Here is a 23,775-nt window from a genome sequence, read left to right on the forward strand (position 1 = left end):
CTTTGTGGATGGAGTGCCGCGGGGCGGGCCTGCCCGCCCCGCGGACGGGATTCAGTGGGTGCAAGCGCCGGTGGCGGTGACCACGCCGCCGGCCGCGAGGCCGATGGTGTAGCCCTTGCCGGCGGGAGCGTTCTTCAGGTAGCCCTTGTCCGTGAGGTCCTTCATGGCGAGGGCGTAGTCGCCGGTCTTGGCGTAGAAGGCCTCGTTGGCGGTCTGGACGCTCTTCCAGTCGGTCTCGCAGGCGGCGGCCTGGCCTTCGCCGTTGAACGCCTGCACGGCGAACACGACGACGCCGGCGAGCACGCCGAGGATCACGACGACGATGAGCAGTTCGATCAGGGTGAAGCCGTCCTCGTTCGCGCGGGCGGCACGCAGTCTTTCCAGCATGGTTCTTCCTTTGCGTTGCAGGGGTTTCAGGGGTGTTCCGGAATCAGCAGGCGGCCACCTCCGGGGATCGGGTCCCCTTCCACGCGCCGGCGGTCGCGCGCACGCTGACGTACACCTTGTTGTTGCCGGGCAGGGGGATGGTGGCCGACGTGGTCGTGGCGGTGCCCGCGGTGGACGCGGTCCCGCCCGGGGTGGTCGCGGTGAGCAGCTCGAAGCCCGGCGGCAGCGGAGCCGGGTAAGCCCAGTGCAGCGTGGCGGTGGGACCGCCGCCGCTGTTGTTGCACTTCGCCGCGTCCAGGACCGGCTTGTCCGGAGTGGACAGTTTCAGTGCGGCCGCCGCGGCGGTCCCGGAGCCGCTCTTCAGCCAAGCCGCCTCGGCCTGGCCGCCGATCGCCGTGGCTGCCAGCAGCGCCGCCGCGACGGCCACCCGGGTGGTGCTCACTGGCTCACCACCGTGACGGTGACCGGGATCGTGAACACCGCGCCCTGGCAGGAGTCGTCGGCGGTGGGCAGCATCGACACCGCGCCCGTCAGGGTGAGGGTCGTGCTCGCCCCGGCGGCCAGCGCGGTGTTCGGCTGCTGCGCGACCCAGCTCACGGCGCCGCCCGGGCAGCCGCCGGTCGCCGTCGGGGTCCCGTTGCCGGTGACGGAGCTGACCTTCACCGGGTACGGGTTCGGGTTGGTGATCCGGATCAGGGCGGTGCCGGTGGCCCCGGGGTAGAGCAGTCCGGTGGTGAGCGCCGAGGCGTCCACCGCCCCGGTCGACGGCGCGGACGCGGTGCCCGCTTTCGCGCCGGCCGTGCCGGAGCCGGAGCTCGTCCACGCCGCGACGGCGATCCCGCCGCCCAGCGTCGCGCCGACCACCGTGGTGACCACGAGCACGCGGCGCAGGGTCGGGTTGTTCATGGCTTGACCGCCGTTCCGTTGTACGTCAAGGGAAAAGTGAGGGCGCGGCACGCGGCCGGGGCGCCGGGCAGCATGTGCGTGGTGAGGGCCGCGTCGGCGGTGCCGTTCCGCGGCACCGGCACCGGCGCGGCGAGCGCGTCGACCCGCACCGCCGACGCCGGGCAGCCCGGGACGGCCCGGCCCCGGCCGTCCACGGGTGCCCCGACCACCGTCGTCACCGCCTGGACGACGATGGGGAAGTTCTCCGTGTTGCCGAGCCGGATCCACCGCGTCCCGGTCGCGCCGGGGAACAGGGCGGTGGCCCGGCCGGGCACGTCGGTCACGGTGAACTGCTTGCCGCCGTTGCCGTTCGCGGTCGTCGCGACGGAGGCCGGGCCGAGCGCGAACCACCCGAGCGCGACGGCCGCGAGCGCGCCGGCCCGCCACCTGCGCATCGCCGGATCAGGCGTTGGACGACAGGGTGGCGGTGAGCGGCAGCGTGAACGTCTGGCCCTTGCAGGCGTCGGTGGCGCTGCCGTTCATGGTCGCGGTCAAGGTGTAGGTGCCTTCGCCGCCGGCCGCGATGGTGCCGGTGGGGTTCGTGACGGCCGCGCTCGTGACGGTCGCGGCGGCACAGCCGTTGACTTCGTTCGACGAACCGGCGCTGATGCTGTTCACCACGACCGGGTAGTCGTTGGGGTTGGTGACCTTCACCGTGAACGTGGTCGAACCACCCGGGTAGAGCGCGGTTCCGGTGCCGGAGGAGGAGATCACCGAGGGAACGTCGGTCTTCGAGGTGACCGAGCCGGTGCCGGCGCCGGTGCTCGTCCAGGCCGCGTAGGCGACCCCGGCGACGACGACCGCTCCGGCGGCACCGAGGACGACCGCGGACCGCTTGCTGATCTTGCGCATGGGTTCTCTCCAGGAATTCGCTGTGTGAGGGGAGGCCCGGGGCGGGCCGTCACGAAGAGTGTGCGAATCCGGGGGTGCCCGGCACCTCGGGCGACCGGCCCGACTGCGAAGGTCCGAGGTCCCTTGCGCCGTTCGGCCCAGCGTGTTACGCGCGCGGGATCGAGCCGCGGCAGCGGTGTTTCACCGGGAAAAAGTTCCGATGCGGGACCGTGACCTGCGGTGATTCGCGGTCTTCCGGCCGGCTGCCGTCGGACGGCGCGGCGGCCTTCCGGTGGCCGTCGGAGGGGTGCGCGGCGGCCTTCCGAGCCTTCGTCCGGGGATAACTTTCGGTGACAATTCCCCGCGCGGTGAAACGCATCCGACCGCCGGTCCTTGACGTACCCGGTGGCCCGCCCCGATCATTCCCGTCGCTCACCCCCGGGAGAACGAGGTACCCCGTGAAGAACCGCCTCGCCGTCGTGGTGCTCGCGTGCGCCGCCGCCGCGCTGGTCCCCGCCACCGCCCACGCCGACCCCGCCGACGGCGGCACGTTCTCCGTGCTGAGCTACAACGTCGCCGGGCTGCCCGAAGGCATTTCGAGCGCGCCGACCCCGCGCGAGCCCGCCACGACGGCGATCGGGCAGCGGCTGGGCCCGTACGACGTGGTGCACGTCGAGGAGGACTTCAACTACCACGCCACGCTCTACGCGGCCGACCACCACCCGTACCGCACCCCGACCAGCGGCGGCGCGGGGATCGGCAGCGGCCTGAACACGCTATCCTCGCTGCCCTACGACACCGATGACTTCGAGCGCGTGCGCTGGAACTCGTGCCAGTTCGACTCGGGCGACTGCCTGACGCCCAAGGGGTTCACGTTCATGCGGCTCAGGCTCGCCGAGGGCGTGTACGTGGACGCCTACAACGTGCACACCAACGCCGGGACGAACGACGGCGACCAGGCGTCGCGCGCGTCGAACCTGGCGCAGCTGACCGCGTTCATCCGGACGCACTCGGCGGGCAACGCGGTGCTCGTCATGGGCGACACGAACACGCGCTACACCCGCGCGGCGGACACGATCGCCGCGTTCGCCGCGGACAACGGCTTCACCGACGCGTGGGTCAAGCTCGTCCGCGGCGGGTCCGCGCCCGCGCCGGGCAGCCCCGCGCTGGTGTGCGATCCCCAGCACGTCACCGACGACTGCGAAGTCGTCGACAAGGTCCTCTACCGCGGCAGCCCGCTCGTCTCCCTCGACGCGACGGCGTACCACAACGAGCACGCGGGGTTCCTCGACGACGCGGGCCGCATGCTGTCCGACCACGACCCGGTCAGCGTCCGCTTCACCTGGACGCGCAACCCGGAACTGCGCCTGTCGGACCAGTTCGGCGGCCCCCACGGCGACTACTTCACCGACGTGGCCGCGATCCCGGCCGGCGCCCGCGTCCGGACGCTCTCACTGCGCGCCGGTTCGCGCGTGGACCAGCTCGGGGTGACGCTCGAGAACGGCACGGCGCTGGTGCACGGCGGTTCCGGCGGGACGGCGGCCGCGCTGGCCCTGGCCGCCGGCGAATACGTCACGACCGCGACGGTGTGCCGGGGCAGCTACCAGGGGCACACGCGGATCTTCTCGGCGGCGTTCACCACGAGCACCGGCCGCACCCTGGCGGGCGGCACGGCGACCGCGGACTGCGTGACCCGCACGGCGCCGGCGGGCTGGCAGCTCGCGGGCTTCCACGGGCGCGCCGGCGGCGAGGTCGACAAGATCGGGTTCGCCTACACCCGGCGCTGAGCGGTGCGCCGCGCGGACCAGCCGAGCAGGGCGAGCTCCAGCACCGCGAACCCGGCCAGCACCACCGCGCCCGGCGCGAAGAGCATCGCCAGCCCGACGAGCAGCACCGGCAGCACCAGGCCCGCGTAGGCCGCGAGGAACAGTGCCGCCAGCACTTCGCCGCGGGCGAGGTCGTCCGCGAGCGCCGCGACCGTCCCGACCGACGCGCGGAAGCCGAGGCCGAACCCGGCGCCCGCCAGCACGCTCGCGGCGAAGAACAGGGGAAGCGAGGCGGTGAACGCCGACCCGGTCAGCAGCACCAGCCCGGTGCCCATCAGCACGTACCCGGACCGCAGCTGCGGGCGCGTGCCGAGGCGCGAGAACGCGACCTGGGCGAGTGCCGCGCTGCCCAGCATGGTGAACGGCGCGAGGCCGGCGAGCAGGCGGGACGGCTCGTGCAGTTCGTGCGCCAGCAGCGCCGGGGCCAGCGCCATGAACAGGCCGCTCAGCGCGAACGCCGCGAACGCGCCGATGGCGGCACCGGCGAACTCGCCCCGCGACGACGGCGGGAGCGAGAGCCGCTGCGGGCGGTAGGCCGGACGCTCCTCCCGGCGTTCGACCGTCTCCGGCACCAGGCTCACCGCGATCGCTTCGAGCAGCAGCACCACCAGGAACACCGCGAACGGCGTGCTCAGCGGCTCGCCGGCGTACCGCGCGAACACCCCGCCCACGAGCGGGCCGAGCGCCAGGCCGCCGGCGTTCACCACGGTCGCGGTGAGGGCCGGGGCGCGCAGCTCGGACAGGTGCGCGGTGGCGGTCGCGGTGATGACGCCGATGCCCGCGCCGCTGATCAGCCGGGCGACGATCAGGCCCGGGACGTCCGGCCAGAGCAGGAACAGGGCGGCGGAGAGCGCCTCCGCGAGCAGCCCGGCGAGCAGGACGCGGCGGCGGCCCAGCCAGTCGCTGACGTGCCCGGCCAGGAACAGGCTCAGCATCACCCCGGCCGCGTACGCGGCGAAGACCACCGTGACGAGGAAGGCGGGAAAGCCGTCGCGCTGCTGGTAAAGCGCGTACAGCGGGGTCGGCACGGTGGAGAACGCGAGCGCCGTCGCGAACGCGACCGCGACGACGCGGAAACCCAGCCCGTGGCTCACGCGGAGCCGGGCGGGGGAGAGGGTGACGGACATCGGGACCTTCCGGGACGCCAAGGGATCTTCCGTGGTCCACGATGTCCCCGCCGACTCAGCAAGTCCAACGAAAAGTGCTGGTGCCAGTTATCGCTTTCGACGATAAGTTGGCCCCATGGACACGCGTCAGCTCGAATACTTCGTCGCCGTCGCCGAGGAACTCAGCTTCACCCGGGCCGCCCAGCGGGTGTTCGCGGTGCAGTCCACCGTGTCCGCCGCCGTGCGGTCCCTCGAAGCCGAGCTCGGCACGCGGCTGTTCGACCGGTCCACCCGCCGGGTCGCGCTTTCGGCGGCGGGCACGGCGTTCCTGCCCGAAGCCAAGGCCGCGATCGAGGCGCTCGAACGGGCGCGCGCGACCGTCCAGGAGGCGTCGGAAGGCCTGCGCGGCAGCCTCCGGATCGGCACGCTGACGTCCGTCGGCGGTGTCGACCTGCCCGGGCTGCTCGGGGCGTTCCACCGGCGCTACCCGCTGGTGGACATCCACGTGGCGGTGTCGATCACCGGGTCCACCGGCCTGGCCGACGAGGTCCGCCAGGGCCGCCTCGACGTCGCGCTGGTGGGCCTGCCCGAGTCCGATCTCGCCGGGCTGGACGTGCTGCGGCTCGACACGCGGCCGTTCGTCGTGGTGCTGCCGGCCACGCACCGGCTCGCGGCGCGGAAGGCGGTCCGCCTGGCCGACCTCGCCGGCGAGGCCTTCATCGACACGCCGCGCGGGTTCGGCAACCGGGTGCTGCTGGACCGCGCCTTCGACGCGCTCGGCTCGCCGCGGCGGGTCACCGTCGAGGTCGCGGACCTGCGCCCGGTGCCGGAGTACGTGCGCGCCGGGCTCGGCGTCGCGGTCATCCCGGACACGTCGGTGCCGGCCGGGCCGGACGTCGTGGTCCGGCCGCTGGCGGGTGCCGGGCTCGACTGGCCGCTCAACCTGGTCACCGCCGGGGCGAAGCCGCCGAGCCGGGCGCTGCGGACGCTGCTCGACCTCGTCGAGAGCGGTATTTGAACGCGTTCAACTCTTTCGGTACGGTGGGCTCGTGAAGGTTGTGATACCGGGCGGGACCGGCCACCTGGGGCGCGTGCTGAGCCGCGCGTGGGCCGGGAACGGGCACGAAGTCGTCGTCCTGACCCGAGGGGAAGCCACCGCGGCGCCGGGCATCCGGCACGTCCGCTGGGACGGGCGGAGCGCGGGTCCGTGGACGCGCGAGGTTGACGGCAGCGACGTCGTCGTCAACCTGGCCGGCCGGTCGGTGAACTGCCGCTACACCCGCGCGAACCTGCGGGAGATGTGGAACTCCCGCATCGACTCGGCCCGCGTCGTCGGTGGCGCGATCGAGCGCGCGGAGCGGCCACCGCGGGTCTGGCTGCAGATGAGCACCGCGACGATCTACGCCCACCGCCACGACGCCCCGAACGACGAAACCACCGGCGTCCTGGGCGGCGCCGAGCCCGGCGTGCCGGCGTACTGGTCCTACAGCGTCGACATCGCCCGGGCGTGGGAGCGCGAGCAGGAGGTCGCCGCGACGCCGCGCACGCGCAAGGTCGCGCTGCGGACGGCGATGGTGATGAGCCGCGAGCCCGGCGGCGCGTTCGAGATGCTGCGGCGCCTGACGCGGCTGGGCCTGGGCGGCCCGGTCGCCGGCGGTGCGCAGTACATGTCGTGGATTCACGAGGCCGACCTGCTGCGGGCGATCGACTTCCTGATCGAGCGCGACGAGCTGAGCGGGCCGGTGAACCTGGCGGCGCCGGAACCGTTGCCGTACCGGGATTTCCTGCGGGCGCTGCGCGCGGCCGCGGGCGTCCCGGTCGGCCTCCCGGCGACGCGCTGGATGGCGGCGCTCGGCGCGTTCGTGCTGCGCAGCGACCCGGAGCTGCTGCTGAAGAGCCGTTTCGTGGTCCCGGGCCGGCTCCTGGACGCGGGTTTCGAGTTCGGCTTCCCGTCCTGGCCCGCCGCGGCGGCGGACCTGCTGCACGGTCCACTCAGGACGGTCAGCTGAGCTCGGCGTTGTCCCGCAGCCGCCGCAGCATCAGCGCGAGGTGCAGCCGGAACCGCCCGGCGGGCGTGTCGACGTCGAAGCCGAGCACGGCCGCGGCCCGCGCGAGCCGGGCCGGCATGGTGCTGTGGTGCCGGTGCAGCACGGCGGCCGCCTTGCGGGCCGAGCCGGTGGCGCACAGGGCCGAGAGCGCGGCGAGGGTGTCTCCGCCGTGGGGTTCGGCGGCGAGCCGGTCGAGGGCCTGGACATCGGGGAGATCGGCCGGAGCCAGTTTGCCGTCGAGGGCGGCGAGGCTGCCGAGCTGCTCCCACCGGACCACGGGGTCGTCGTCGGAGGTGAACCGGAGCGCGGTGCGCGCGGCGACCCAGGAACGGGCGACCTCGATGGCGGGCACGGCCGGGCCGACGCCCATCCGGCGGGCGGCAGCCGCGTGACCGTTCGCTTGGCCGCCGTCCGGAATCGGGTCCGCCTCCGCCGTCAGCACCGCCCGCACCGTTCCCAGCACCGCCGACCGCCCCGCCGGTCCCTCCCCGCCGACCGTCGCCAGCACCCGCAACCGGGCCGACGGGCCGAACCCGAGCAGGTGCAGCGCCCGCGAGCGCTCCGCGGTCCCGGCCTCCTCCGACAGCGCCAGCTCCACCAGTGCCGGGTCGCCCAGCTCGGGTCGCGGGACCCCCGAATGCTCCAGCAGGATCGCCGTCGCGATCGCGAACCGCTCCAGCAGCATGTCGTCGAGCGGCAGCGGTGCGCCCGCGCGGGCCACCCACACCACCACCCCGCCCTCCAGCTCGCGCGCCGCCGAGCCGGGCGGGGCCGTGCCGGGGGCGGAAACCCCGGTGCCGGGGGCCGCGCGCAGGGACAGGCCGCGGCCGGGCGCGTGCACGCCGACCGGGCAGCCGGCGAGGTCGGCCGTGCTGCGCGTCAGGGTGTCGAGGTCCGCGCGGGCGGTGATCAGGCGGTCGAAGAACCCGATCACCCGTACGGCGTTCTCGGCGTCGGCATCGAGCCCGGACAGCCGCAGCAGCAGCCCCTTCATGCCGTCACGATAGGCGCGCCCGCCGCCGGATGGCGAGTTCCGGGGCGCCAACGCCCGCCGCGTGGCGGTGGTCCGCGGGCAGGCGGCGGCCGATGATCGGTGCCATGACCTACGCGATCGACCCCGAGCTGCTGCCCTGGCTGGACATGCTGCCGGCGGTGAGCCTGACCGACCACGAATCCCTGCTGGCCGCGCGATCTTCCATGTCCCAGCTGGGAGAAGTCCTCCCGAGCTACGAGCCGACGACCGCGATCGACGTCCGGGACACCGCCGTCCCCGGCCCGTCGGACGCGCCCGACGTGCCGGTGCGCGTCTACCGCCCGGCCGGCCGCACCGAAGCCGTGCCCGGCCTGCTCTACATCCACGGCGGCGGCTTCGTCCTCGGCGACCTGGACATGTTCCACACCTCGCTGCTGCGGCTGGTCGACGAGCTGGGCATCGTGATCGTGTCGGTCGACTACCGGCTGGCGCCCGAGCACCCGTTCCCGGCGCCGGTCGAAGACTGCTACGCGGCCCTCACCTGGCTCGAAGCCAAGGCGGACGAGCTGGGGGTCGACCCGGGCCGCCTCGGCGTCGCCGGCGAGAGCGCGGGTGGCGGGCTCTCCGCGGCCGTCGCGCTGCTGGCCCGGGATCGCGGCGGGCCGGCGCTGGCTTTCCAGTACCTCGGCATCCCGGAACTCGACGACCGGCTCGGCACCCCGTCGATGCGCGCCTACACCGACACCCCGGTGTGGAACCGGCCGAACGCGGTCTTCAGCTGGACGAGCTACCTCGGCGCGGAACCGGGCGGCGAAGGCGTTTCCCCGTACGCGGCCCCGGCGCGCGCGACCGACCTGGCCGGCCTGCCGCCCGCGTTCGTGACGACGTGCCAGTTCGACCCGCTGCGCGACGAAGGCATCGACTACGCCCAGCGCCTGGCCCACGCCGGTGTCGCGGTCGAGTTCCGCCACTACCCGGGCACGTTCCACGGCTCGAGCATGGTCGAGGCGGCGGGGATCTCGCGGCGGATGTTCGCCGACGAGGTCGAAGCCCTGCGCCGCGGCCTGCGCGTCTGACTCACGGCAGCTTGCCCACCACGGCTTTGCCCGCCGCCACCGCCGCGTCGCAGGCGCCGCCGCCCGGCTTCGTCGCGAAGAGCCGGACGTGCTCCGCCTGCTTCGCGTCGAACTGGCGGTGGTTCCACGTCACCGTGCAGCTGTCGCCGGTTTCGCGGCGGGTGGCCGGCACCCCGCCGAGGTCGACCGGGCTGCCTTCCTCCGGGACCACCGTCAGCTTCTCGAAGGTCAGCCGCAGCGACGTCGTGGCCGTCCACTCGCACTCGCGGAGGCGGTTCAGCGTCACCTGGCGGACGGGCCCGAGTACCGCCTCGGGTTTCTCCAGCGCCTGGCACGGATCCAGCGCGAGCAGCGTCCCGGGCGGCAGCGCGTAGCCGATCCCGCCGTCGCGGAGCCGCTGGAGCACCGTGCCGAGCGCGGTTTTCGCCAGCGCGCACGTCTTCGCCAGCGCCGTCACGCCGAGTTCGGGCTGGGCGGGGAGCTGGACACTGGCGTCGCACGTGCTCCCGCTGATCTCGGAGAACAGCACCGGCCGGCCGTCGAGGTCCTCGGCGGGCCGGCCGCCTTCGACGTAGATGCGCTCGCCCAGCTTGACGCCGATCTTCGCGCCGGAGCGCGTTTCGTACTCGCAGCGGTCGAAGTACATCGGGTCCGGCTCGGCCCGCAGCTTGCCCGCGTCCGCGACCGGCACGCCGTCGAGCACCTGGCAGGGATCGGTGCGGCGCAACGTTTCCAGGCTCACCGGGTCCAGGTGCTGGCTCGGCGGCGGGGGATCGGCGCGGAACACCTGGAGCGCGACCAGGCTGCCCGCCGCGAGCGCGGCGACGGCGGCCAGCACCGCGACGACCGGCACCCAGCGGCGCCGGCGTGGCGGGGCGGGCAGCGGCTCGGGTACCGGCCACGCCAGCGCGGCGCGGATCGCGGAGTCCTGCGCGTCGATCAGCCGGTGCACCGGCGGCGGCCACGTCCCGGGCGGCACCGCGCCCAGGAAGTCGAGGATCTGCCGCGGCGACGGCCTTCGCGCCGGGTCCTTGGCCAGGCACGGCTCGACCAGCGCGCGCAGCTCGGGCGGCACCCCGGTCAGGTCCGGGACGGCGTGCACGACGCTGTAGAGCACCTGCGCCGTGGTCGCGCCGGTGAACGGCCCGCGCCCGGTCGCCGCCATGACGAGCAGGCCGCCGAGGGAGAAGACGTCGCTCGCCGGGGTCAGCGGGCGGCTTTCGGCCTGCTCCGGCGACATGAACGCGGGGGAGCCGACGATGCCGCCGGTCCCGGTCAGCTCCGCCCCGCCCTCGGTGGCGCGCGCGATGCCGAAGTCGATGACGCGCGGCCCGTCGCCGGTGAGCAGGACGTTGCCGGGCTTGAGATCGCGGTGGATCAGGCCGACGCGGTGGATCTCGAGCAGTGCGCTCGCCAGCCCGACGGCGAGCCGCCGGACCGCTTCGGCCGGCAGCGGCCCGGTGGCTTCGACGGCTTCCTTCAGCGACGGCCCGGTGACGAAGACCGACGCCAGCCACGGCGTTTCGGCGTCGGGATCGGCGTCCATCACGGCCGCCGTGAACGCCCCGGAAACCCGTTGCGAGGCCACGACTTCCTGCCGGAACCGGCCGCGGAAGTGCGGGTCGCGCGCGAACTCGGCGTGCACCTGCTTGACCGCGGCGAGCCGGCCGTCCGGGGCGACGCCGAGCAGGACCCGGCCCATGCCGCCCTCGCCGAGTTCGGCGACCAGGCGGTACCTCCCGGCGACGCGGGGCTCGCCCGCTGCGAGTGGCTTCACGGCTTCGGCAATCCCGGCCGGGCCGCCTTGGCGAAGTCCTGCGTCTGCCGGCAGGTCTCTTCGGGACTCAGCGAACTGGCCGAGGTGCTGTAGGCGACGGTCACGTTCTCCGACGTTCCTTCGTCGATCGGGCGGTGCGCCCAGCTGAGGCTGCACAGCACCTTCGCCGGGTTGAACCGCTTGGTGGTGTAGAAGGCGGTCACGCCGCCGAGGTCGACGGTGCCCGCCGAGTCGTAGTAGGAGTCCTTCGAGACGAACGGCCGGGTGCCGCGCTCCAGCGTCAGCGTCACCTCGCCGCCGGCCTGCCAGTGGCACTCGTGCAGGCCGTCCGGTTCGACCTTGGTGACCGGGCCGACGATCCGCTGCGCGGCGGCCGTCGTGACGAGCCCGCAGGGGTCGACCGGCGCGAGACTTCCCGGCGGCGGCGCGGAGTTCAACGTGCGGAGGCGTTTCACCGCTTCACCGAGAGCGGCCTTCGCCACGTCGCACGGCTTGTCGAACGCCCCGGCCGCGTCACTGGCTTCGACGCCGATCGTGGCGGCCGGCCGGTCCACCACCGGCACGGACGCGGTGCAGCGGGTCGCCTCGTCTTCGACGCTGAGCGGGCGGCCGTCGAGGTCCCCGGCGGGCGTGCCGTTGGCGGCCACCGGGCCGCCGATGGTCAGCTCCAGCCACTTGCCCTGCGCGGTCTCGTAGGTGCAGGCGAAGAAGTGCACGCCGATCTTCGGGGTGAGCTTCCCGGTCCCGGGCACCGACGGCAGCACCGCGCACGGGTCGGCCCCGCGCAGCTTGTCCGGGCCCAGCGGGTCCGGGTTCGGCGCCGACGTCGTCGCGGCCGGCGGTGGCGGGGTACTGCTCGCCGGGGCGGCGGTCGCCCCGCCGTCGCCGTTCGGCAGGGTGACGGCGGTGATCGTGCCGCCCAGCACGACGACGGCGGCCCCGGCGGCGAGCGCGACCCGCAGCCGTCGCCGCGGCTTCGGCGGCTTGGCCACGACGGCGGCGACCTCGGCCTGGCGGCGGGCGATCAGCGCGTGCACGGCGGGCGGCCACGGGCGCTGCACCGGCGGCAGCGGCCCGAGCAGTTCGAGCAGCCGCGCCGGCGCCGGCCGCCGCGCCGGGTCCTTGACCAGGCACGCCTCGGCGAGCGCGCGCAGGTCCGGCGGCAGGGCCCGCAGGTCGGGGTGCGTGTGCACGACGTTGTAGAGCGACTGCGGCGCCGACGCCCCGGCGAACGGACTGCGCCCGGTCGCGGCGAGGACCAGCAGCGCACCGAGGGAGAAGACGTCGCTCGCCGGGGTCAGCGGCCGCCCGTCCGCCTGCTCCGGCGACATGAACGCCGGCGAGCCCAGGATGACGCCGGTGTGCGTCAGGTCGGTGTCGCCTTCCGCGGCGCGCGCGATGCCGAAGTCGATGACGCGGGGACCGTCCTCGGCGAGCAGGACGTTGCCCGGCTTGAGGTCCCGGTGCACCAGCCCGGCGCGGTGGATGCCGGCCAGCGCAGAGGCCAGCCCGGCGGCGAGGTGCCGGACCGCGGCGGGCGGCAGCGGCCCGGTCGCGTCCACGGCTTCCTGCAGCGACGGCCCGGGGACGAACACCGAGGCGAGCCACGGCGTCGGCGCGAACGGCTCGGCGTCCATCACGGCCGCGGTGTAGGCCCCCGAGACGAGCCGCGAGACCTCGATCTCGCGGCGGAACCGCTCGCGGAACCCGGGGTCGTGCGCGAACTGCCGGTGGACCTGCTTGACGGCGGCGAGCCTGCCGTCGGGCGCGACGCCCAGCAGCACGCGCCCCATCCCGCCCGCGCCGAGCGCGGCGAGCAGCCGGTACCGCCCGGCCCGCGCCGGTTCTCCCGGTCCCAACGGCTCCACGCCCACCTCCGCGGGCGATGGTAGAGCGTCGGCCGGGCGCGGTGGCCCGGAACGCCCGGACCGCGCGCGCCTGCGGTGTCTTGAATGAGTCATTCAGGACCTCCGAAGACCTGAATGAGTCATTCAAGACGTCGGCGGAGCCGCTGCAGAGCGAGCTGCCCCCACTTTGCCGGGACCCTGCGGCGCGCCGGGACCCCCGGACCCGGCGCGCCCCGCGGGTCAGGGCACGACGTCGGTGACCGTGTCCTTGACCACCTGCCACCGCCCGTGGTCCCGCACGAGCGTCAGGCTGATCGTGTAGTGCCGGTCGATGCCGTGCGAGGGCTCGAGGTAGTGCGCGTCGAGGATGGCGAAACCCATGTGGCAGCCCTCGACGACGGTGTGCGTCACCGTCCACGGCATCGAGTACTCGTAGGGCACCTTGAACTGCTCCAGCACCGGGTTCACGTTCGCGTCGTACCCGAGGTACAGGTTGCCCCGGCGGCCCACCGTGACCATGTCCCGGTGGATGATCGCGCGGTAGCGGGCCGCGTCGCGCTTGTTGTAGCTGTCCATGTCCTCCCACACGGCGTGGTCGAACGCCCGGCGGCACTCCTGCTGCCCGCCGTCGCCCTGCTCGCCGGCCGCCGCGGCGACCGGGGCGCCGAGCGCCGCCGCCGCGAGCAGCGTGCCCAGCGCCGCGTAACCCCACTTGCGCATCTGGTCTTCCCTTCCTCGTGGACCGGCGCCGAGGCTGCCCGGGCGGCGCATCACAGGTGCATCACTTCCGCACCGGCGCCGCGCGGAACCCCGTTAACCTCGCCCGCGGGGTGAGGTCATGGAGTTCCGCGTCCTGGGGCCGGTGCGAGTGCTCGACGGCGGACGGCGGATCGGGCCGTCCGGGCCGCGGCAGGAACGCATCCTGGCGGCGCTGCTGCTCGACGCCGGGCGCGTCGTCCCGGTGGCCCGGCTGGTCGACGTCGTGTGGGACGGCGAACCCCCGGCCACCGCGGTGCGGCAGGTCCGCAACCTGACCACAGCCCTGCGGCGCACGCTCGTCGCGGCCGGCGAAGACGTCCTCACCGCCGACGGGCCCGGCTTCACCCTGCGGCCCCGCGCGTTCGACCTGCACGCGTTCGAGGAGCACGCGTCCCGCGGCGAGTTCCGGGAGGCGCTGGCGTGCTGGCGCGGGCCGGCGCTCGCCGGCGTGGACAGCGCCGCGCTGCGCCCGGACGCCGAGCGCCTGGAGGAGCGGCGGCTCGCGGTGCTGGAGCAGTGCCTGGCCGCCGAGGTCGACGGCGGCGAGGGCGACGCGGTCGCCGAACTGACCGCGCTCGTCGCCGCGCACCCGCTGCGCGAAGGACTCGTCGGGCTGCTCATGCGGGCGCTGCACCGGGCGGGACGGCAGGCCGACGCGATCGACGTCTACCAGCGCGCGAAGCGGCGGCTGGCCGGCGACCTCGGGATCAGCCCGGGCGCGCCGCTGCGGGCGGTCTACGAAGAGCTCCTGCACGAGGAACCCGCGCCCGGCCGCTGCTTCCTGCCCTACGACGTCCCGGACTTCACCGGCCGCGCGGCCGACGTGGCTCGCGCGCTCGAGGCGTTGCGCGCCGGGCGCCCGGTGGTCGTCGACGGGATGGCCGGGGTCGGGAAGACGGCGTTCGCGGTCCGCGTCGCGCACCGGGCCGCCGCGGACTTCCCGGACGGGCAGCTGTTCCTCGACCTGCACGGCCACACCCCGGGCCGCGACCCGCTGCCCGCCGAAGCCGCGCTGTCCGCGCTGCTGCTGCAGGTCGGCGTGCCGGCGAGCCGCCAGCCGGACGGGCTGGACGAGCGGGCCGCGCTGTGGCGCTCCCGGGGCGCCGGGCGCCGCCTGCTCGTCGTGCTGGACAACGCCGCCGACGCCGGGCAGCTGGCCCCGCTGCTGCCGGGCGGACCCGGCGTGCTGGTCACCGGCCGCCGCCGTCCGGTCGTGGACGGCGCGCTCGCGATCGGCCTGGACGTGCTGCCGCCCGCCGAAGCCGAAGCGCTCTTCGCCGCCGCGGCAGGCCGGCCCGGCGCGGACGTCGCGCGGCTCTGCGGGTACCTGCCGCTGGCGCTGCGGATCGCCGCCGCCCGGCTGCACGCACGTCCACTGTGGACGGCCGGTGACCTGGCCGCGCGGCTCGGCTCCGAACGGCGGCGGCTAGCGGAGCTGCGCGCGGGCGGCCGCGACGTCGCCGCCGCGTTCGCGCTGTCCTACCGGGACCTGGCACCGGCGCAGCGGCGGGCGTTCCGGCTGCTGGGCGCCCACCCGGGTGCCGACTTCGACGTGACGGCTGCCGCGGCGCTGTGCGGCACCGGCGACGCCGAGCGGCTGCTGGAAGACCTGCTCGACGCGCACTTGCTGCGTCAGCCCGCACCCGGGCGGTACGGCTTCCACGACCTGATCGCCGAGCACGCCCGCGAGGCCGGCGACCCCGTCGAGACGGCGGCGGCGCTGGACCGGCTCCTGGACCACTACCGCGACGGCGAGTTCTCGTTCTCGGCCGAGCGCGCGAACCTCGTCGCCGTCACGGCGCTCGCGGGCTACGACGAGCACGTCTGGCGCATCGCCGACCGGGCGGTGGCGGCATTGCGCGAGCGGGGGCACCGCGACGAGCTGACCGCGCTGGCCCGCGCGGCCGTGGCGGCCGCGGACCGGCTGGGCGACCCGCACGCCCGCCAGCTGAGCCTGGCGAACCTGACGACGGCGCACTGGGAAAGCGGACGGCTGAGCGAGGCGGCCGAGGCGACGGCGGAGCGGCTGCGCCTGGTCCGCGCGTCCGGCGACCGCGCGGCCGAGGCGGCGGCGACGGCCCGGCTCGGCGCGGTGCACGGCATGCTCGGCCGCTACCCGGACGCCGTCCGGCACTACCGGCAGGCACTGGTGCTGGCGGGGGAGACGGGCAGTCACGCCGTCGCCGCCCTCGTGTGGGCCAACCTGAGCAACGCCCAGGACGTGCTGGGGGAGTACGAGGACGCGCTGACGTCGGCGGCCCGCGCCCGCGCGATCCGCGAGGAGCTCGGCGACGACGAAGGCGCCGTCCTGGCGACGGCCCAGTTCGGCCTGGTCCTGGCCCGGCTCGGCCGCCACCCCGAAGCGCGGGCGACGGGGGAGAAGGCGGTCCGCGCGGCGGTCTCGGCCGGGTACGCCTTCGGCGAAGCGTGGAGCCGCATCGACCTGGCGGAGGTGCTCCTGGCGGCCGGCGACCCCGGCGCGGCGCACGCCGAGGCGGAACGCGCGTGCGCGATCCTGGCGCGCCTCAACCACCCGCTGCTGCTGACGATGGCGGCCACCAGCCTCGGTGCGGCCGCACTGGCCCTCGGTGACCCACCGGCGGCGGTCGCCGCCTACCGCCTGGCCCTCACGACTGCGCGCCGCATCGGTTACCGCGCCCAGGAAGCCCGCGCCCTGCTCGGCCTGGCCGCTTCGCTCTCCGGCGACGAGGCCGGCGCGCACCTGCGCGCCGGCCTCGCCCTCCAAGCCGGCCTCGGCCTGGCCCCGGTGCCCCCGGGCCACGGCAAAAGCGCGGCAACTCCGTCGGCGGCGGCTCGACCTCCGCAGGCCTTCGTCAGGGAGCGGTGACGTCGATCAGGACCTTGCCGGTGATGCCGTCCTCCGACGCCGCGTGCGCCTTCGCCGTGTCGTCGAGGGAAAACCGGTGCACCGGTACGCCCCGGTCTTCGCCGACCCGCAGCGCGCCGTCGGCCAGCGCCGCCGTCACGTCCTCCGTGCCGGCCTTCAGCTTGTCCTCGCCCACGGTGTACAGCACCAGGAACTGGTAACGCGCGTTGACCCACACGTTGGCCCCGAAGTCGAGCGTCACCGTCCCCGACCCGCGGTCGTCGCCGTACAGGGAGACCGTGCCGCGCGGGCGCAGCACCTCGGTGTGCAGCTTCGCGTTGACCCCGGCCGCGACCTCGACCACGACGTCGACGCCGTCGGGCGCGACTTCGCGGATGCGCGCGCCCAGGTCCGCGTCCGGGTAGCGGACGACGTGGTGGGCGCCCGCCGCACGGGCCAGCGCGGCCTTTTCGTCGCTGGAGACGGTCGCGATCACCGTCGCCCCGGCCCAGCGGCCGAGCTGGATCGCCGCGTTGCCGACCGCGCCCGCGCCGCCGCTGACCAGCACCGTGCGGCCGTCGAGGGCGCCGGGGGCGAGCCGGGACGGCCCGTCTTCGGCGACCGTGAGCGCCCGGTGCGCGGTCAGCGCCGGGATGCCGAGCCCGGCGCCTTCGTCGAAGCCGGCGCCGTCGGGCAGCCGGACCAGTTTCGCCGCCGGCAGCACCGTGTACTCCTGCGCGGTGCCCGACCCGGGCCCGTACGCCCCGGCGATGACGGCCCACACGCGGTCGCCCGGCGCGAAGCCGGTGACGTCCGGGCCGACGGCGTCGACCACACCGGCGCCGTCCTGGTTGGGCACGGTCTCGGGGACGTCGGCGCCCGGCTGGGCGCGCAGGCCGGCGCGGGCCTTCCAGTCCGTGGGGTTGACCGCGGACACCACGATCCGAACGCGGACCTCACCGGGACCCGGCTCCGGCACGGCCCGCTCGGTCAGCTCCAGCACCTCGGGTCCGCCGTGGCGGCGGTAGACGACTGCTTTCATGTCCGGTGCAATCCCGCCCGACCCGCGGTTATTCCCCGCGCGCCGCGAAATCGGCCCTCGGGAAATCGGTTTTTCGCCGTCGGCAGAAACGGAAAACGGCGGCCCGCGGGTGATCCCCCGGCCGGGCGATTTTCGGTGTTGCCCGCGCGAAACCGGCCGCCGTCGCAGAAACTGGGCGCGTGGGAGAGGAAAAGCGCACGCCGGGGGACGAGCGGCCCAAGCGCGACGAACGAGAACCGACACCGATCTTCGACGCGGTCTTCAGCGCGACGCGCGCGAAGGCGAATGCGGGTAATCCGGCGCCGGAACCGGACAAAGCCGGGCGGTGAGCGGACGCGGGTCAGGTCGGACGTGTGGCACTTTGTTCGACGTCCGCAGTGAACATGTAGCATCTCGGTGCCCCAGCACCCGGCGGTCGAGGAGTGATCCGTGGCAGGCGTCGTCAACAGCATGATCGCCGCCGAGTACGCGGCGGGCGCCACGATCTCCGAGCTCGCCGAACGCTGGGGGATCGACCCGCGCCAGGTGGTCGAGCGGATCTCGGCCGCCGCCCGCTCCTGAGCGCCCTCAGATCGCCCGTTCCCCCTTGCCGAGCACGACGATGCCGCCTTCGCTGACGTGGTAGTGCCCGCGGTCGCGGGCCAGGTCCACCCCGATGTGCGCCCCCGGCGGGACCACGACGTTCTTGTCGAGGATCGCCCGCCGCACCACCGCGCCGCGGCCGACGCGGGCGCCGTCGAGCAGCACCGAGCCCTGCACCACCGCGCCCTGCTCGACGAGCACGTCGGGGGAGAGCACCGAGTCCACGACCTGTGCCCCGGAGATGATGCAGCCGTTGCTGACGATCGACTGGTTCGCCGAGCCGCCCTCGACGAACTTCGCCGCCGCCCGCTGGCCCGGGTGGGCGAGGATCGGCCACTTCCGGTTGTACAGGTTGAAGATCGGGTGCGTCGAGATCAGGTCGGTGTGCGCCTCGTAGTAGCTGTCGATGGTCCCGACGTCGCGCCAGTAGCCGTGGTCGCGCTCGGTCTCGCCGGGCACGACGTTGCCGTTGAAGTCGTAGACCGCCGCTTCACCGGACTTCACCAGCGCCGGGATGATGTCGCGGCCCATGTCGTGGTGCGAAGCCGCGTTCTCGGCGTCTGCGTGCAGCGCTTCCAGCATCACCTTCGTCGTGAAGATGTAGTTGCCCATCGACACGTACGACTCGTCGGGGGAGTCCGGCAGGCCCGGCGGGTCGTCGGGCTTCTCCATGAACGCGTCGATCATCAGGCCGTCGGTGGTGCGGATGACGCCGAACGAGCTCGCCTCCGACCGCGGGACCCGGATCCCGGCCACCGTCACCCCGGCGCCGGAAGCGATGTGGGCGTCCAGCATCTGCCGGGGGTCCATCCGGTAGATGTTGTCCGCGCCGAACACCGCGATGTAGTCGGGGTCCTCGTCGTAGACCAGGTTGAGGCTCTGGTGGATGGCGTCGGCGCTGCCCTGGTACCAGCGCGGCCCGAGCCGCTGCTGCGCCGGCACCGGCGTGACGTACTCGCCGGTGAGCGACGAGAGCCGCCACGTCGTCGAGATGTGCCGGTCGAGCGAGTGCGACTTGTACTGCGTCAGCACGCACAGCCGCCGGAACCCGCCGTGCACCAGGTTCGACAGCACGAAGTCGACCAGCCGGTGCACACCCCCGAAGGGCACGGCGGGTTTGGCCCGGTCGGCGGTCAGCGGCATCAGCCGCTTGCCCTCGCCGCCCGCGAGCACGATGCCCAGCACGTCGGCTCCACTGTTCACGACGACCTCCCGCACGCCTCGTAGAGGGCGACCGTCCGCTCGGCGATCGCCCTCCAGCCGAACTCGCCGACCGCGCGCTCGCGGCCGGCGGTACCCATCGCGGCGGCCCGGTCCGGGGACCCCACCACCTCGTTCAGCGCGGCGGCCAGGCCCGCCTCGAACCCTTCCGCGTCCCGCTCGTCGTAGTGCACGAGCAGCCCGGTCCGGCCGTCGTCGACGACCTCCGGGATGCCGCCGACGTCGCTGGCCACCACCGGCGTGCCGCACGCCATCGCCTCGAGGTTCACGATCCCGAGCGGCTCGTAGACCGACGGGCAGGCGAACACCGCGGCGTGGGTGAGCAGCTGCACGACCTCCTCGCGCGGCAGCATCTCGGGGATCCAGCGGACGCCGGTGCGCGCCCGCTCCAGCTCGGCGACCAGGCCGCGGAACTCCGCGTCCAGCTCCGGGGTGTCCGCGCCGCCGGCGCACAGCACCAGCTGGACACCCGGGTCGAGCTTCGCGCCGGCGCGGACGAGGTGCGGGACGCCCTTCTGCCGGGTGATCCGGCCGACGAACAGCACGTACGGCCGGTCCGGGTCGATGCCGTGCTTGACCAGCGCGTCCTTGCCCGGGTCGGGCCGGTACAGCGCCGTGTCGATACCGTTGTGGATCACGTGCACGCGCTCGGGCGGCACCGCGGGGTAGGCGGCGAGGACGTCCCGGCGCATGCCGCCGCTGACCGCGACGATCGCGTCGGCGGACTCGTAGGCCTCGCGCTCGATCCACGACGACACGCGGTAGCCGCCGCCGAGCTGCTCGGCCTTCCACGGCCGCAGCGGCTCCAGCGAGTGCGCGGTGACGACGTGGGGGATGCCGTGCGTCAGCTTCGCCAGGTGCCCGGCCAGGTTCGCGTACCAGGTGTGGCTGTGCGCGAGGTCGTGGCCTTCGAGGGCGTTCGCCATGGACACGGCGATGTCCATGGTCGTGAACGCGGGCTGGCGGTAGCCGTGGGGATCCGTGTGCCCGGTCGCGTCGGGGCGGTCAGGGCCCCAGCAGTGCACGTCGAGATCGACCAGCGGCCGCAACTCCCGGGCGAGGAACTCCACGTGGACCCCGGCGCCGCCGTAGACCTCCGGCGGGTACTCCCGGGTGAGCAGGCCGACCTTCATGACCGGAACCCTATGGCCTCACGGGGGTTTCGCGCAGTCTGACGTCCAGGGGAAATACCGGAGTTTTCCGTCACCGCCCGGGTAGGCGGCCGAAGTGCCGTTAAGGCCACCTTACGGGCGTCAGACGCCCGTAAGGTGGCCTTAACGGCAAGTGCGCGCTCACGGCTCACGGGTGAAGACGAAGTGGCCGACGCCCTTCGCCGCGGAGCGGACCTGCCAGTCGCCCGGTCCGGTCGCCGGGCCGGACGCGTACTGCATCCGGAAGTCCGGTTTGCGCGGGGCCACCGACGTGTCCAGCCAGTGGTAGTTGACCCGCAGCGCCAGGCTCATCAGCGGGTTCGCCGTCGCGATCCGCTTCTCGACCAGCTTCACCGCCTCGCCGCGGTCGGAGAACTCGTCGAGGATGGCGCACTCGCAGAAGTAGGCCAGGGTGCCGATCTCGCCCGGGCTGGCCACGCTCGCCCCGTTCAGCCGCGCGCCGAGCTCGGTGCCGACCCGCGCGTAGTCCTCGGCGCTCGCCCAGTTGCCGAACACCACCGGCGACGGCCACGGCAGGCCCTGCGCGCCGTCGACCGCGGCCGCGCCCAGCAGCAGCACGCCGGTCAGCCCGAGGGCGAGCACCGGCGGGCCGGTCCGCAGTTCCGCGCGCTCGCGGGCCTGGGCGTACCAGGTGCCGAACGCGGCGACGGCGAAGGCGCTCGCCGCGGTCACCGGCGCCACGTAGTACCAGTGGAACGGGCCGACCCCGATGAACGAGTAGGCCAGGTAGTAGAGGACCCCGCCGCCGGCCAGCGCCGCGACCGGGCCGAGCGCGGGGAACAGCGGCCACCGCACGGCGAACCGCGCCGCCGCCCACCCGGCGAGCGCGACGACGCCCAGCAGCGCCGGCACGAACGACACGAACACGGTCACCGGCCAGCCGAGGTAGTACATCATCGGCCCGGTGCTGTAGCTCCACGGCGCGAACAGGCCCGCCTGCGTCTGCTTGATGGCGAGCGTGTCGGGCACGAACGAGCCGAAGACGATCCAGCTGACCAGGAACCACGGCGCCGCCGTCAGCACCGCGAAGCCGGCCGCGGGCAGCAGCCGCCGCCGGATCGCGGGCGCGCTGAGGGCGATGACCACCACGAACACCACGAGGTCGAGCCGGGTGAGCACGGCCAGCCCGGCGACCACGCCGAACCAGCGCACCCGGCCTTCGAGCGCGACGACCGTGAGCACCAGCAGCACGGCCGGGATCAGCAGCACCTCGAGCCCGACCGCGGACAGCACGAACGGGTTCAGCAGCACCAGCGCGACCCCGAGCACACCGGCCGCGGGCGGCAGCGCGAGCCGCCGGCCGAGCCGCTGCCACGCCCACCCGAGCGCGGCACCGCACCCGACGGTCAGCACACCGAGCGCGACGACCGGGTGCGGCCCGCCCACCACCCGCGTCACGAGGGTCAGCGCGCCGAGGAGCAGGACGTTCAGCGGCGACGTCGCGGAGTTCGCCGGCGAACCGGGGATGATGCCCCATTCGCCGTGCACGGCGAGGTTCTTGGCGTAGGCGAGGGTGATGTAGGCGTCGTCGGTGAGGCTGCCGCGCGTCACCAGGAAGGCCGCGGCGGCCAGGACGGCGCCGTAGGCGGGCAGCCAGCGGCCGCGCGTGCTCGTCCGGTCTTCGGTCGTTCTGTCCGCGTCAGTCTCCGCCAGCACCTGTCCACCTCGCGGGCGCGCCATCGCCCTCAGCACGATCGAATGCCCCCGGGTGGCCGGTCCGGGGGTCGCCCGATCGTGGCACGGTTCGCGTGGGACCGCAGTGTGACCGCGTTCCTTTGTGGAGCGTCAGCGCGTCCGGCGGCGGGTCGTGACGAGGACGAGCGCGACGCCGCTGGTGAGCAGCAGGGCGCCGAGACCGAGTACCGGGCCCAGGTCGGTGCCGGTGCTGGGGAGGCGTCCGTGGCCGCCCGGGGTGGTCGGGACGGTCGGGTTCGTGCCCGCCGGGGTGGTGCTCGTCTCAGGCGAGGTGGCGGTCGGGGTGGTGACCGTGGTCGAGGTGACCGTCGTAGTGGTGGGGTTGGTGGTGTTCGGCCCCGTGGTCGAGGTGGGGGCCGTGGTCGGGCCGGTCGGCGTGGTGCTCGTCGAGGTGGGCTCGGTCGTGGTGCTGGTGGGCACCGTGGTGGTCGTCGTCCCGGTGGTCGGGGTGGTGCTCGTCGACGGGGGTTCGGTCGTGGTGCTCGTGGGGGAGGTGGGCGCCGTGGTGGTCGAGGTGGTCGGGCCGGTGGTGGTGCTGGTCGGCGTGGTGGTGGGTGCCGTCGAGGTCGTCGTCACCGTCGTGGTCGTGGTCGGCTCGGGGGTCTGGTCGCACGAGGGCAGGTCGCCGGTGAACGGGTACGCGTGGTACTCCTGCCCGCTGCCCTGGCCCACGCCGGAGCCGTGGACCAGGCTGCCCGCCGTGAAGAAGCGGCCGTTCGTGCCGGGGAGGGTGACGGTCGTGGTGCCGTCCGGGCGGCCCGCGAGCACGCTGCCCTGGAACATGCCGCTGCCGGTCAGGCGGACCACCCGGGCGTCGGGGAAGTTCCACAGCAGGCGCGGCCGCAGCCGGTTGAGCGGGTCGGTGTCGTCGAGGCTGCCGCTGTAGGTGTTGATCACCCGGGCCGAGCCGGTGAGGTTGACCAGCACCGTGGCCCCGTCCGGGATGCCCGCGAACGCGATGCCCTGGGTGGCGCCGCCGGGGCCGGCGACGTCCTGGGTGACGGTGAAGACCTGCAGCGCCGACTTCCCGTCGCCGGTGAAGAGCGTCTGGTGGTTCTGGTTCACCACGGTTCCGGTGGCCGCGGCCCGCGCATAGCACTCGCTGGCGGCGGTGAGCTCGGCCCGCAGGCCCGCGTACGGCTTCAGCGCCGCCGGGTCGTGGACGAGGGTGCCGATCACGGTGCCGCTGACGGTCCCGGCGTGCCGCACGACCCCGCCACCGGAGTCGCCCACGGCGTCGAGCCGCTGCCCGTCGGCCACCGAAAGGTCCCCGCCGACGGTCAGGTAGTCGGCCCCGTCCGGCGGCGGGACGCGCGAGCCGACCCCGGCGACGCCGACGTTGTAGATCGACGAGCCGGCGGTCTTGCGCAGCGTGAAGTCCCCGCCGACGACCACCCGGCCCTCGGCCTCGGCGGCGCTGCCGGTGACGCGCATGTCGCCGCCGGCGAAGACGTTGATGGCGTTGTCGCGGCCGGCGAACGCGCCGTTGCCGACCGGCGGGAAGGTGCCGGGACACGTCCCTGGCACGCACGGCCCGAGCCCGCCGGGCAGCGGATCGGCGGCCGCGGGGCGCCCGGCCGGGATCGAAAGGACCACGAGCCCGCAGGCCGCCAGCGCCGCGAGGGCGGCATGGGTCACGCGCACGGGACCTCCCCTGTCCA

At 74.4% G+C, this 23,775-nt stretch carries 22 protein-coding genes; 7 read left to right on the forward strand and 15 right to left on the reverse strand.

Annotation, left to right across the window (positions count from 1 at the left end):
- Positions 1-51 precede the first annotated feature (51 nt).
- Genes EIY87_RS41755 through EIY87_RS41775 form a run of 5 tightly spaced genes read right to left on the reverse strand, consistent with a single transcriptional unit; the run spans position 52 to position 2,184 of the window.
- Positions 52-387: a competence type IV pilus major pilin ComGC gene (locus EIY87_RS41755; protein WP_125315487.1), complete on the reverse strand. Its 336-nt coding sequence runs from the start codon at positions 385-387 to the stop codon at positions 52-54.
- Between the two features lie 43 nt (positions 388-430).
- Positions 431-829 carry a hypothetical protein gene (locus EIY87_RS41760; protein ID WP_125315488.1) on the reverse strand — a complete coding sequence of 133 codons (399 nt, stop codon included), beginning with the start codon at positions 827-829 and terminating at the stop codon, positions 431-433.
- Positions 826-1,293 carry a hypothetical protein gene (locus EIY87_RS41765; RefSeq protein WP_125315489.1) on the reverse strand — a complete coding sequence of 156 codons (468 nt, stop codon included), beginning with the start codon at positions 1,291-1,293 and terminating at the stop codon, positions 826-828. Before EIY87_RS41765 ends, EIY87_RS41760 begins: the two co-directional genes overlap by 4 nt.
- Positions 1,290-1,727: a hypothetical protein gene (locus tag EIY87_RS41770; protein WP_125315490.1), complete on the reverse strand. Its 438-nt coding sequence runs from the start codon at positions 1,725-1,727 to the stop codon at positions 1,290-1,292. Before EIY87_RS41770 ends, EIY87_RS41765 begins: the two co-directional genes overlap by 4 nt.
- Positions 1,728-1,734: 7 nt before the next feature.
- The gene (locus tag EIY87_RS41775; RefSeq protein WP_125315491.1) at positions 1,735-2,184 is read right to left on the reverse strand and encodes a hypothetical protein; all 450 of its coding nucleotides are present in this window, start codon (positions 2,182-2,184) and stop codon (positions 1,735-1,737) included.
- A gap of 437 nt (positions 2,185-2,621) precedes the next feature.
- Here EIY87_RS41775 and EIY87_RS41780 point away from each other — a divergent pair, with 437 nt between their 5' ends.
- Positions 2,622-3,950 carry a jacalin-like lectin gene (locus EIY87_RS41780; protein ID WP_125315492.1) on the forward strand — a complete coding sequence of 443 codons (1,329 nt, stop codon included), beginning with the start codon at positions 2,622-2,624 and terminating at the stop codon, positions 3,948-3,950.
- Here the strand turns inward: EIY87_RS41780 and EIY87_RS41785 are convergent.
- Positions 3,935-5,116 carry an MFS transporter gene (locus EIY87_RS41785; RefSeq protein ID WP_125315493.1) on the reverse strand — a complete coding sequence of 394 codons (1,182 nt, stop codon included), beginning with the start codon at positions 5,114-5,116 and terminating at the stop codon, positions 3,935-3,937. The two genes, EIY87_RS41780 and EIY87_RS41785, sit on opposite strands and share 16 nt — an antisense overlap.
- A 115-nt stretch (positions 5,117-5,231) precedes the next feature.
- Here EIY87_RS41785 and EIY87_RS41790 point away from each other — a divergent pair, with 115 nt between their 5' ends.
- Complete coding sequence (locus tag EIY87_RS41790; RefSeq protein ID WP_125315494.1) at positions 5,232-6,113, forward strand: LysR family transcriptional regulator; 882 nt, start codon at positions 5,232-5,234, stop codon at positions 6,111-6,113.
- Positions 6,114-6,144: 31 nt separating this feature from the next.
- Complete coding sequence (locus EIY87_RS41795; protein ID WP_125315495.1) at positions 6,145-7,104, forward strand: TIGR01777 family oxidoreductase; 960 nt, start codon at positions 6,145-6,147, stop codon at positions 7,102-7,104.
- On the opposite strand, the gene EIY87_RS41800 is transcribed toward EIY87_RS41795, so the two are convergent.
- Positions 7,097-8,137 (reverse strand): helix-turn-helix domain-containing protein, encoded by a 1,041-nt coding sequence (locus EIY87_RS41800; protein WP_125315496.1) that lies wholly within the window; start codon positions 8,135-8,137, stop codon positions 7,097-7,099. The two genes, EIY87_RS41795 and EIY87_RS41800, sit on opposite strands and share 8 nt — an antisense overlap.
- Positions 8,138-8,241: 104 nt before the next feature.
- Here EIY87_RS41800 and EIY87_RS41805 point away from each other — a divergent pair, with 104 nt between their 5' ends.
- The gene (locus EIY87_RS41805; protein WP_125315497.1) at positions 8,242-9,192 is read left to right on the forward strand and encodes an alpha/beta hydrolase; all 951 of its coding nucleotides are present in this window, start codon (positions 8,242-8,244) and stop codon (positions 9,190-9,192) included.
- Between the two features lies 1 nt (position 9,193).
- On the opposite strand, the gene EIY87_RS41810 is transcribed toward EIY87_RS41805, so the two are convergent.
- From EIY87_RS41810 to EIY87_RS41820, 3 genes are all read right to left on the reverse strand, one after another.
- Positions 9,194-10,969, reverse strand: coding sequence for a serine/threonine-protein kinase (locus EIY87_RS41810; protein ID WP_125315498.1), 1,776 nt, complete (start codon positions 10,967-10,969; stop codon positions 9,194-9,196).
- A complete protein-coding gene (locus tag EIY87_RS41815; protein ID WP_125315499.1) occupies positions 10,966-12,837 on the reverse strand; it encodes a serine/threonine-protein kinase in 1,872 nt (623 codons plus the stop codon). The genes EIY87_RS41810 and EIY87_RS41815 overlap by 4 nt, the downstream gene beginning before the upstream one ends.
- 219 nt (positions 12,838-13,056) lie before the next feature.
- On the reverse strand, positions 13,057-13,536 hold the full coding sequence (locus EIY87_RS41820) for a hypothetical protein (protein ID WP_125315500.1): 480 nt from the start codon (positions 13,534-13,536) through the stop codon (positions 13,057-13,059).
- Between the two features lie 118 nt (positions 13,537-13,654).
- Here EIY87_RS41820 and EIY87_RS41825 point away from each other — a divergent pair, with 118 nt between their 5' ends.
- On the forward strand, positions 13,655-16,423 hold the full coding sequence (locus EIY87_RS41825) for an AfsR/SARP family transcriptional regulator (RefSeq protein WP_125315501.1): 2,769 nt from the start codon (positions 13,655-13,657) through the stop codon (positions 16,421-16,423).
- On the opposite strand, the gene EIY87_RS41830 is transcribed toward EIY87_RS41825, so the two are convergent.
- Positions 16,410-17,444 (reverse strand): NADPH:quinone reductase, encoded by a 1,035-nt coding sequence (locus tag EIY87_RS41830; RefSeq protein ID WP_125315502.1) that lies wholly within the window; start codon positions 17,442-17,444, stop codon positions 16,410-16,412. The two genes, EIY87_RS41825 and EIY87_RS41830, sit on opposite strands and share 14 nt — an antisense overlap.
- 179 nt (positions 17,445-17,623) lie before the next feature.
- Here EIY87_RS41830 and EIY87_RS48190 point away from each other — a divergent pair, with 179 nt between their 5' ends.
- Positions 17,624-17,773: a hypothetical protein gene (locus EIY87_RS48190; protein WP_191984459.1), complete on the forward strand. Its 150-nt coding sequence runs from the start codon at positions 17,624-17,626 to the stop codon at positions 17,771-17,773.
- 100 nt (positions 17,774-17,873) lie between these two features.
- Positions 17,874-18,005: a hypothetical protein gene (locus EIY87_RS49085; protein ID WP_255482215.1), complete on the forward strand. Its 132-nt coding sequence runs from the start codon at positions 17,874-17,876 to the stop codon at positions 18,003-18,005.
- A gap of 6 nt (positions 18,006-18,011) precedes the next feature.
- Here EIY87_RS49085 and glgC read toward each other — a convergent pair whose 3' ends face one another.
- The 4 genes from glgC to EIY87_RS41850 form a co-directional block, all read right to left on the reverse strand.
- Positions 18,012-19,229, reverse strand: a complete 1,218-nt coding sequence (gene glgC / locus EIY87_RS41835; RefSeq protein WP_191984460.1) for a glucose-1-phosphate adenylyltransferase — start codon at positions 19,227-19,229, stop codon at positions 18,012-18,014.
- The gene (gene glgA / locus EIY87_RS41840) at positions 19,226-20,380 is read right to left on the reverse strand and encodes a glycogen synthase (protein ID WP_125315503.1); all 1,155 of its coding nucleotides are present in this window, start codon (positions 20,378-20,380) and stop codon (positions 19,226-19,228) included. Before glgA ends, glgC begins: the two co-directional genes overlap by 4 nt.
- A 159-nt stretch (positions 20,381-20,539) precedes the next feature.
- Positions 20,540-22,075, reverse strand: coding sequence for a glycosyltransferase family protein (locus EIY87_RS41845; RefSeq protein WP_225440370.1), 1,536 nt, complete (start codon positions 22,073-22,075; stop codon positions 20,540-20,542).
- A 129-nt stretch (positions 22,076-22,204) separates the two neighbouring features.
- Positions 22,205-23,758, reverse strand: a complete 1,554-nt coding sequence (locus EIY87_RS41850) for a choice-of-anchor A family protein (RefSeq protein ID WP_191984461.1) — start codon at positions 23,756-23,758, stop codon at positions 22,205-22,207.
- Positions 23,759-23,775: the final 17 nt, after the last annotated feature.

It is taken from the genome of Amycolatopsis eburnea (assembly GCF_003937945.1).
Classification (GTDB): Bacteria; Actinomycetota; Actinomycetes; order Mycobacteriales; family Pseudonocardiaceae; genus Amycolatopsis; species Amycolatopsis eburnea.

Bases quoted from the DNA above. Each gene is read 5' to 3' on its own strand.
- EIY87_RS41775 (WP_125315491.1), bottom strand. From the start codon at position 2,184: ATGCGCAAGATCAGCAAGCGGTCCGCGGTCGTCCTCGGTGCCGCCGGA.
- EIY87_RS41825 (WP_125315501.1), top strand. From the start codon at position 13,655: ATGGAGTTCCGCGTCCTGGGGCCGGTGCGAGTGCTCGACGGCGGACGG.
- EIY87_RS41770 (WP_125315490.1), bottom strand. From the start codon at position 1,727: ATGCGCAGGTGGCGGGCCGGCGCGCTCGCGGCCGTCGCGCTCGGGTGG.
- EIY87_RS41790 (WP_125315494.1), top strand. From the start codon at position 5,232: ATGGACACGCGTCAGCTCGAATACTTCGTCGCCGTCGCCGAGGAACTC.
- EIY87_RS41765 (WP_125315489.1), bottom strand. From the start codon at position 1,293: ATGAACAACCCGACCCTGCGCCGCGTGCTCGTGGTCACCACGGTGGTC.
- EIY87_RS41755 (WP_125315487.1), bottom strand. From the start codon at position 387: ATGCTGGAAAGACTGCGTGCCGCCCGCGCGAACGAGGACGGCTTCACC.
- glgA (WP_125315503.1), bottom strand. From the start codon at position 20,380: ATGAAGGTCGGCCTGCTCACCCGGGAGTACCCGCCGGAGGTCTACGGC.
- EIY87_RS41820 (WP_125315500.1), bottom strand. From the start codon at position 13,536: ATGCGCAAGTGGGGTTACGCGGCGCTGGGCACGCTGCTCGCGGCGGCG.
- EIY87_RS41830 (WP_125315502.1), bottom strand. From the start codon at position 17,444: ATGAAAGCAGTCGTCTACCGCCGCCACGGCGGACCCGAGGTGCTGGAG.
- EIY87_RS41805 (WP_125315497.1), top strand. From the start codon at position 8,242: ATGACCTACGCGATCGACCCCGAGCTGCTGCCCTGGCTGGACATGCTG.
- EIY87_RS41800 (WP_125315496.1), bottom strand. From the start codon at position 8,137: ATGAAGGGGCTGCTGCTGCGGCTGTCCGGGCTCGATGCCGACGCCGAG.
- EIY87_RS41785 (WP_125315493.1), bottom strand. From the start codon at position 5,116: ATGTCCGTCACCCTCTCCCCCGCCCGGCTCCGCGTGAGCCACGGGCTG.